The 9,585-nt window shown below is 39.1% G+C and carries 8 protein-coding genes; 3 read left to right on the forward strand and 5 right to left on the reverse strand.

From position 1 onward, the window contains the following. Nucleotides 1–60: 60 nt before the first annotated feature. Entirely contained in the window at nucleotides 61–3,093 is a 3,033-nt protein-coding gene (locus J576_RS06185) for a DNA translocase FtsK (RefSeq protein ID WP_002052037.1), read from the reverse strand. A 269-nt stretch (nucleotides 3,094–3,362) separates the two neighbouring features. On the opposite strand from J576_RS06185, the gene trxB reads away from it, so the two are divergent. From trxB to J576_RS06200, 3 genes are all read left to right on the forward strand, one after another. After that, nucleotides 3,363–4,310: a thioredoxin-disulfide reductase gene (gene trxB, locus J576_RS06190; RefSeq protein ID WP_002052068.1), complete on the forward strand. Its 948-nt coding sequence runs from the start codon at nucleotides 3,363–3,365 to the stop codon at nucleotides 4,308–4,310. Between the two features lie 119 nt (nucleotides 4,311–4,429). After that, nucleotides 4,430–5,161, forward strand: coding sequence for a leucyl/phenylalanyl-tRNA--protein transferase (aat, locus tag J576_RS06195; protein ID WP_002052006.1), 732 nt, complete (start codon nucleotides 4,430–4,432; stop codon nucleotides 5,159–5,161). A gap of 18 nt (nucleotides 5,162–5,179) precedes the next feature. Next, nucleotides 5,180–5,995 (forward strand): arginyltransferase, encoded by an 816-nt coding sequence (locus tag J576_RS06200; protein ID WP_002052085.1) that lies wholly within the window; start codon nucleotides 5,180–5,182, stop codon nucleotides 5,993–5,995. A 40-nt stretch (nucleotides 5,996–6,035) separates the two neighbouring features. Here the strand turns inward: J576_RS06200 and rimI are convergent, their stop codons facing one another. From rimI to J576_RS06220, 4 genes are all read right to left on the reverse strand, one after another. Continuing rightward, nucleotides 6,036–6,491, reverse strand: a complete 456-nt coding sequence (gene rimI, locus J576_RS06205; RefSeq protein ID WP_002052080.1) for a ribosomal protein S18-alanine N-acetyltransferase — start codon at nucleotides 6,489–6,491, stop codon at nucleotides 6,036–6,038. A gap of 108 nt (nucleotides 6,492–6,599) precedes the next feature. After that, nucleotides 6,600–7,475, reverse strand: coding sequence for a metal-dependent hydrolase (locus tag J576_RS06210; RefSeq protein ID WP_002052039.1), 876 nt, complete (start codon nucleotides 7,473–7,475; stop codon nucleotides 6,600–6,602). Nucleotides 7,476–7,714: 239 nt separating this feature from the next. Further along, nucleotides 7,715–8,596 carry a metal-dependent hydrolase gene (locus J576_RS06215; protein WP_002052024.1) on the reverse strand — a complete coding sequence of 294 codons (882 nt, stop codon included), beginning with the start codon at nucleotides 8,594–8,596 and terminating at the stop codon, nucleotides 7,715–7,717. 203 nt (nucleotides 8,597–8,799) lie between these two features. Continuing rightward, a partial coding sequence (locus tag J576_RS06220; protein ID WP_031959841.1) for an elongation factor Tu occupies nucleotides 8,800–9,585 on the reverse strand: 786 nt, incomplete at its 5' end.

A 9,585-nucleotide genomic window follows, 5' to 3' on the forward strand; every position in this document is an offset into this window, starting at 1 on the left:
ATAATGATTATTTTTAACAATAAAAAAGCCTCCGAAGAGGCTTAATTTTAAATGTAGATATTAAACTAAAATATCTCGCTTACCATTGGCGCCCATAGCACTCACAATACCGTTCTCTTCCATTTGGTCGATAATACGGGCAGCACGGTTATAACCTAAGCTAAACTTACGCTGTAATGATGATGTAGATGCCTTACGAGTTTCTAGGACAAACGATACACATTGATCATAAAGTGCATCACGGTCTGAAGCACCATCACCCTCTTCAAAGCCACGCGAAGCTGGCTCTTCATCAAATGGTGTTAAGATCTCATCTACGTAGTCTGGTTCACCACGTTCACGCCATGCATCACAAATACGGTTAACTTCATCATCACTAATAAATGCACCATGTACACGTTCTGGCTCAATTTTACCTGGCCCTAAGAACAGCATATCACCATGGCCTAACAAGTCTTCTGCACCACCTGCATCCAAAATAGTACGTGAGTCAATTTTACTGTTTACACGTAAAGCTACACGCGTTGGAATATTGGCTTTAATAAGACCCGTAATAACATCTACCGATGGACGCTGAGTTGCAAGTAACAGGTGAATACCAGCAGCACGAGATTTTTGCGCCAAACGCGTAATCATTTCTTCTGCTTTCTTGCCTACCTGCATGATCATGTCGGCAAACTCATCTGCCACAATCACGATTGATGGTAATGGCGTTAAACGAGGTGCACGCTCTTGTGTCGCTGAATCACTTGGTTTCCATGTTGGATCAATCAAGTCTTCTCCATTCGCAATTGCTTCTTCAACTTTTCGGTTGTAGTCACTTAACTTACGAATTTTAAGGAACGACATAAGCTTATAACGGCGTTCCATTTCATTTACACACCAGTTTAATGCACTAACTGCATCTTTCATGTCAGTGACTACAGGCGTTAATAAATGCGGAATATCGTTATAGTTAGCCAATTCAAGCTGTTTCGGGTCAATTAAAATTAAACGTAATTGATCTGGCGTATATTTAAGTAACATCGACAAAATCATCGAGTTAACGGCAACAGATTTACCCGAGCCAGTTGTACCCGCAACTAACATATGCGGTGCTTTTGCCAAGTCTGTTAGTACCGGATTACCCGAAATATCTTTACCCATTGCCATACTAATCAGAGCACTTGGGTCACGATATGCTGGTGTTTCCAACAGCTCAATTAAACGTACCATTTCACGGGCACTATTTGGTACTTCAATACCAATATATGGTTTACCCGGAATAACCTCTACAACACGTACAGACGCCATAGACATTGAGCGCGCCAAGTCACGGGAAATATTAGTCACTTTAGATGCTTTCACACCCGGTGCTAAATCTAATTCAAAACGTGTAACAACTGGACCCGGCTGAGCTTCAACAACCTGCGCCTTCACGTTAAACTCTTGTAATTTAATCTCAAGCAATTCAGACAAACGCGAAAGCTGCTCTTCGGTAAAGTTAACTTTCTTATTTGGGTCAACCTTATCAAGTAATTCAAAGCCCGGTAATGTTGGTAAATCTAAACGCTTTTTGGCTACCTGCATTGCACGCGACATTGGTCGACCTGATGCATCTGTTAATGGCGCATCAAAATCGAATTCATCCTCAAGATTGTCTTCTGGTTTTCCAGCAGTTTCTTGCCAAGCTTCAATAAATTCTTCTTTTGAAAGCTTCTCTGCACCAATCGTAGTTTGAATAGGAGCTTTTACAAATGCTGAAGATTGCGCATAGCTACTTGCTTTGACCGATTGAGGTGCTGGGGCAATATCTTCATCAATTAATAAGTCATCAAAATCATCAAATACTTGTTCATTTGATAAGTTTTTAGGTGACTGATTTAAATTTGATACAGGTACAGATGTTTCAACTGATGAATGAGATGTTTGTGGTGCTACTGCTGGTTCAACATGATGATCTTGAACGAACGGCGTATGTACATCAGTAGCAGTTTTACTATTTGGAACTGCTGCAAGCAATTCATCAAAAATCTCATCATCATTCCAATCTAAGCCTTGATGAATATTCGATGCTTGAGGTTGTGCTTGTTTAGCCTGATAAGCCGTTTCTTGGAATTGCTCATGACTTGGATGTTCATTCGAATCATCAGCAGCTCTTAACAGTGCATCAATTTCTTGCTTATGACTTGCATCATCGCGCTGTAGGGCACGCCAAACCTCACCTGTCGCTACTAAACGCTCACTGTCTTTTTTAAGCTGTTGAGCTTGTTCAAGCGTACGCTCAAAGTTTTCTGGTTGAGGAGCTGGTTTTTCTTCAACAGTTTCAGGCTGACTTTGCTCTTTCGCTAACACATCGGCAAATAAACGCTCCGCCATTTCATCGTGTCGTGTAGAGCTAGCTTTGGCTTGAGTTTTTTCTGGCTGAACATTTAGCTCTGCTTCATCATTAACTTCAGCTTTAGGCATCTCGGCAACTTTTACCGTTGCTGTTTTATTTACAGGCTGTGTAGTTAAATCATAAGCAGATTCATTTGGCGATACATTCTTATAGAATAAATCTTGTAAATAACTCGGCATTGCTTTGAGCGTAACCCATGTTTTGCTCCACTGCACCCCAAATGCCAAAGTGAATAATACCACTCCGAAAACCAATAAAAATAAGGTCGCACCATAAATTGTTAACAGTTGAGATAAGCTCTGCCCTAATTCATAACCAATAATCCCACCTGCCGCATTATCTAAAGTATCTGCAGGTACATTCCAGTGTAAGTAAAGCAAACTAGACACAACAAGAATTAAGAAGAACTGAGCAGCATAACGGAATGGACGGTTTAGAAAACTATGCGGCCACCAGACTTGAATCGCTTCAACAAATAAGAAAATTGGAATAAGTAAACTTGCCCAACCTAAAAAGCCAAACAGCAAATCTGCAATCCATGCACCGGCAATACCACTTGCATTGGATACTTGCTGAGTATCACTTGAAATATGCATCCAGCCCGGATCAAATGGCGTATATGTTACTGTCGCCAGAAACATATAAATACCAAAAGAGACCAAGAATAATGTCATCAATAAGCGCTGTGCATAAACACTTGACACCGCAGTCATATACTGTCCTGTAACCCATTTAATTATTGGTTTAGAGATGTGAAGACCTACATTTCAGATCTTCAACGAATGAACTTTATATTATGCACCTGTTCTTACAAAAAAGGTGCATGATTCTTTACAGTTGTTGTTAACATAAGGCTCTTCTATATTGTTATATAACTTAATTCGATTGTCCTGATCAATATTATCCACATTGATTTCACGCTATTGGTCGGCAATTTCACGTATAATTTTCAAAATTCTCGAAATAAATAAGGATACCCTCAATGAGTGCTCGTCATTCTCGGTTAATTATTCTCGGTTCTGGTCCTGCGGGTTATAGTGCAGCTGTATATGCAGCACGTGCAAATCTTAAACCAACACTTATTGCTGGTTTACAACTTGGCGGCCAACTTACAACGACAACCGAAGTTGACAACTGGCCGGGCGATCCTGAAGGTTTGACTGGTCCTGCTTTAATGGACCGTATGCAAGCACATGCTGAACGCTTCGGTACTGAACTCGTCTATGACCATATTAATGAAGTGGACTTAAATGTACGTCCTTTTGTTCTTAAAGGTGATATGGATGAGTACACTTGTGATGCATTAATTATTGCAACTGGTGCGACAGCTCAATATCTTGGTTTAGAGTCTGAACAAAAGTTTATGGGCCAAGGCGTGAGCGCATGTGCAACATGTGATGGCTTCTTCTATAAAAACCAAAAAGTAATGGTTGTAGGTGGTGGTAATACTGCTGTTGAAGAAGCACTTTATTTATCAAATATTGCTGAACATGTAACGCTGGTTCATCGCCGCGATTCTTTACGCTCTGAGAAGATTTTACAAGATCACTTATTTGCTAAAGAAAAAGAAGGCAAGATCAGTATTATTTGGAATCATGAAGTTGAAGAAGTCCTTGGTGACAATACTGGCGTAACAGGTGTTCGCTTAAAATCTACAAAAGATGAAAGCAAACAAGATGTACAAGTTCAAGGCTTATTCGTTGCCATTGGTCATAAGCCAAACACTGGAATGTTTGAAGGCCAGTTGAACTTACGTGATGGCTATATTCAAGTACAAAGCGGTACTTCAGGTAATGCAACAGCAACTTCTGTAGCAGGTGTTTTCGCTGCGGGTGATGTTGCTGACAGCATCTACCGTCAAGCCATTACTTCAGCTGGTTCAGGCTGTATGGCAGCATTAGATGCAGAAAAATATCTAGATAATCTTTAAGTTTAGATATTTCAAACAGCCGTTATAAAACGGCTGTTTTTTTATCATTTATAATAATTGCTGGCTGCCTCAAATTAATTTTTATAGCATACCCCTTAAGCACACATTATTTTAGTTTTATGAACATACTACCTCTATCTCAATATATTTTTCCAGATCCAGAGGAAGCCGATCCAGATGGTCATGGTTTAATTTGCATTGGTGCTGACCTCTCCCCTTCTACTCTCTATGAAGCATATACTCACGGACTCTTTCCTTGGTTTAATGAAGATGAACCTATTTGTTGGTGGAGTCCTGAACCACGCTGTGTGATTTACCCTCAAAACTATAAACCAAGTAAATCGCTCATTCGAAATATGAAAAAACATGATTACACCATTACGGCAAACCGTGCTTTTGAACAAGTCATTCGTTCATGTTCACTACCTCGAAGTTATGCTAACGAAACCTGGATTAGCGAAGATATTATTCAAGGTTACTGCGCGTTGTTTAATTCAGGTTATGGCTACAGCATAGAAGTTTGGCAAGACAAACAGCTGGTAGGCGGTTTATATGGAGTTACGATTGGTAAGGGTTGTTTTGGCGAGTCTATGTTTAGTACTCAAACCGATGTTTCTAAAATGGCTTTTTATACTTTAATGTTAATCGGTCAAGAAAATCGGCTTCCTTGGGTCGACTGCCAACTGGTAAATAGTCATTTAATTAGCTTGGGGGCTTGTACACTTTCTCGGCAGGAATATCTTAAATCGTTACAAGATGTAATTATTCACCCCTCTATCAATTGGAAAAAGTATCAAGAACGTGTATTTTCAAGTAAAACAATAGCATTAAATGCAAAATTAATGGAATGACAACAGGAGGGACCAATCATGAAATCATATCACCCGAAGTCCCTTTTAAATGATCTGCAATACTATATTACTCCACCTCACGATTGCAGCTATTTAGAAAATAAGTCAGCACGTATGGTCTTTTTAGACCCGATTCACCGAATTGATGTGGTGACTCTTTCAGAGTTATCGCGATTAGGTTTTCGTCGTAGTGGTGACTTTGTATATCGACCTGAATGTCATTTATGCAGACAGTGTTTGTCTTGTCGTGTTCCAGTTGCCGACTTCCAAATGAACAGTATGCAAAAAAAAGCATGGAAGCGGAATCAAGACCTTACCATGACTGTTCTGCCAACACGGCAAGCTGCACAAATTCATTATGATTTATATGAACGTTACATTAACGAGCGCCATGCCGATGGTGATATGTTTCCGCCAAGTTTAGATCAATTTGAAAAATTCCTAGTTCATAGTTGTACAGATAGTTTCTTCTTAGAGCTATGGAAAGACAATCGTCTTATTAGCGTTTCTACATGTGATTTAATGGATGATGGATTATCTGCGGTCTATACATTTTTCGACCCAGACGAGCACCGCAGATCTTTAGGTGTTTATTCAATTTTGAATCAGATCGAATATGTAAAATCACTTGGTTTAGAATATCTTTATTTAGGCTATTGGGTACCTCACTCAGCCAAAATGAATTATAAATCTCAATATACTCCACTAGAACTTTTATTAGATGGGCAATGGCGCCGCTTAAATAGATCATTATCGCCAGAGGAGATTAATCAGTTAGGTAACTCTCTCATGACAACGTTACCTTCTGAATGGAATAATTTAATTATTAAATAATGTGATTTTGTCTTGTTGTTAAAACAACAAGACAGCCATTTTAGAATAAAGACGCAAAATCGTCGGTACAGCTTTTTACCATAATAACGGCATTTTCACGCCCACCCTCTTGAGTTGGGTAATAATTGCGACGCACATCAATTTGATGAAAACCTGTTTTTTCGTATAAACCAATGGCTGCTTTATTACTTTCACGAACCTCTAGAAAAATTTGTACAGGTTGATTTTCTAACCGCTCAATCGAGGTTTCCAACAATTGATATCCTAAACCTTTACCTTGCATTTGAGGATCAATTGCCATAAGCAATAAGTTCGCTTCATCTAACACAGGTTGTAAAATACAAAAACCGACGACCTTATTATTTAACTCAATTACCGTACACTGATAAGAGTTCACAGATTCTAGAAATTGCTGCCTAGACCATGGGTGTGTTTGAACAAGCTTCTCAATTTGGGCAACACTATCAATATCGGAGGCTTGCATAGTACGGATCATGAGTTTCAGCACATTTTTAGATTTCAAAGTAAACGTATTATAGAAACTTAAATAGAAAAAACGAGTAAAAAAAAGAGCAATTAAATTGCTCTTTTTCCGGACAGTTTTTTAAAGCCCTAACTTTTCACGCCAAGTGGCTAATAAAGCTGTCGTATCTGAATCATTTGGATGGAATTTTGGTCTTAAGAAATCAAGTAACTCAGGAATTTGACGGGTCATAAAACCTTTACGACCATACATAAACTTAAGCATGTATTTGGTGTCTTTCCAAGTTAGCTTGTCATCAGTCTTAAGCAACTTAGCAGTAAAATAAGATTGAGTTGCGAAGATTAAAGCCATTGCAATAATTAAAGCAGTTGAGCGCATAAAATAAGCTTTTGGCCCTTGCCCATACATACTTGTATACACATCAAATGCCACAGCTTTATGTTCATTTTCTTCTACCGCGTGCCACATCCATAAGTGATACATGGTGTCATCTTGGAACATGGCTTGAATTTCAGGATTTTGTAAAAGTTCAGCTGCAATCGTCGATGTAAAATGTTCTAAAGCGCAAGTACCGGTTAAATCAATCATCTCTTTAGTATAACCAAAAGGTTTCATTAACTTGGTTACAACTGCTGTCCCCATTTTAATGACTGTACCTGTTTGCTTTTCCATTTTGCGAACATCATATCCATATGCTTGCGCAGAAGCATTAAAAGCTAAATGCTCTTTAGAATGCATAGCTTCCTGACCAATAAAAGCACTTATTTCTTTTTGAAGAGCTGGGTCAGCTAATTTAGGATCATTTCGCACTGCACGCGTACTATTTACAAAGAACTGCTCGCCTTCAGGAAAAAGAGCCGATAATGCTGTCATAAAGTGAGTCAATCCTGCATCGTAATTTGCCCAATAGCGTGGGACTTGAGCAAATTCAAAGTCCATACGACGTACAGGGAAGCTTGCTCCAGCACGATTAGAAATATTTACTTTAGCATTCATGTCAGACTCCTTTAAGTGAACCATCAATTCACTTATATCCTTATTTATTTTCTTAATATTTATAATAATACGCCTTTAAAAGCGCTATTTAAGTGCAGATGAGGACAGCAAATTATCAGATGAGGTCATTACCAGCCCCTTTCTGGAGCAAAATGAATACCTATCATTTTTAAAAATGAGCAGTAATTTCAAGACAACAAAAAAGGACTGCTAACAGTCCTTTTCACTTTGTTTTTCACTTAAAGTCCAAGTTTAGCTTTCCATGTTTTTAATAGACCCACTGTGTCTAAATCATTAGGATGAAAGCCTGGTTTAAAATAAGCCAACATCTCTTTAGCCATACCCGTAATAATACCTTTCGATGGGCTATAACCATATTTATAAATCACAGACAATTCGTCTAAGTTTAATTTTTTATCTTGTCTTAAAAGACGTAGCACAAACGAAGATTGAATTGCGAAAATAAGCGCCATCGCAAATACAAGTGAGCTTGTACGTAATGCATAAGCTTTAACCCCTTTACCGAATACACCCTCGTACACATCAAAAGCAACGGCTTTATGCTCATTTTCTTCTATTGCATGCCAATACCACATGGTTGACATTGTTTTATCTGTCATAAGCTCTTGAATATGGGTATTAACTAAAAGCTGAGATGCAATCGTTGCAGTAAAATGCTCAAGAGCCGTAGTCGCGGTTAAATCTACCATTTCTTGCGTCATACCAAATGGTTTTACGATCTTTGCAAAAGTCTTACGCGCAGTCTGAATAGCTGTATCAGTAAATTTTTCCAACGTCTCTACATCATGACCAAACTTTTGTGCAGATGCATTAAAGTTCACATGCTCTTGGGTATGCATCGCCTCTTGACCAATGAACGCACTAATTTCTTTTTGTAGCTCTTCATTGTCTTTAATTGCTGGGTGATAACGCACCGCACGTACACTATCAATAAAGAATTTTTCACCAGCAGGAAATAGCGCCGATAATGCTGTCATAAAATGCGTAAGCCCAGCAGAACCATCCATCCAGTATTCTGGTACATTATTAAAGTCAAAGTTCATACGACGTACAGGAAAGCTTGCTCCGGCACGATTCGTAATATTTACTTTAGCGTTCATAGTGAAAGCTCCTTGCTAGTAACCGTAGTTACTTAAACTTTATTGTTCGTTTTCTTGATTCTTATCATACAAACTTAATAAAAAGGCTTAAGTGCAAATAGGGACATTGAAGTATCAGTTAAGGCCAGCTTTCTATTGAATTGTCGAACAATTAAGCATAAAAAAAGCGCCCCAAAAGGAGCGCTTTTTTCACTGAAAAGTGATTATGCAGTTACTTTCGCAACAACACCAGCACCTACAGTACGACCACCTTCACGGATCGCAAAACGTAGACCTGGGTCCATTGCGATTGGGTGGATTAATTCTACTGACATTTCAACGTTGTCGCCTGGCATTACCATTTCAACGCCTTCTTTCAACTGGATCGCACCAGTTACGTCAGTTGTACGGAAGTAGAACTGTGGACGGTAACCATTTAAGAATGGAGTGTGACGACCACCTTCTTCTTTAGAAAGTACGTATACTTCTGCGTCGAATTTAGTGTGCGGCTTGATTGTACCTGGTTTAGCAAGTACTTGACCACGTTGTACGTCTTCACGCTTAGTACCACGAAGTAATACACCACAGTTCTCGCCTGCACGGCCTTCGTCAAGAAGTTTACGGAACATTTCTACGCCAGTTACAGTTGTTTTAACTGTATCTTTAATACCAACGATCTCTACTTCTTCACCAACTTTAACGATACCAGATTCTACACGGCCTGTTACTACTGTACCACGACCAGAAATTGAGAATACGTCTTCGATTGGCATTAAGAATGCTTTGTCGATAGCACGTTCTGGTTCTGGGATGTAAGAGTCAAGAGCTGCTACAAGAGCAAGAACTGATTCTTCACCGTAAGGACCTGCTTCACCGTTAAGAGCAGCAAGAGCTGAACCACGGATTACTGGAGTGTCATCACCTGGGAAGTCGTAAGTAGAAAGAAGTTCACGAACTTCCATTTCTACTAATTCAAGTAATTCTTCGTCGTCAACAAGGTCGCATTTGTT

The sequence above is a fragment of the Acinetobacter sp. 766875 genome, from assembly GCF_000582055.1.
Lineage (GTDB): Bacteria > Pseudomonadota > Gammaproteobacteria > Pseudomonadales > Moraxellaceae > Acinetobacter > Acinetobacter nosocomialis.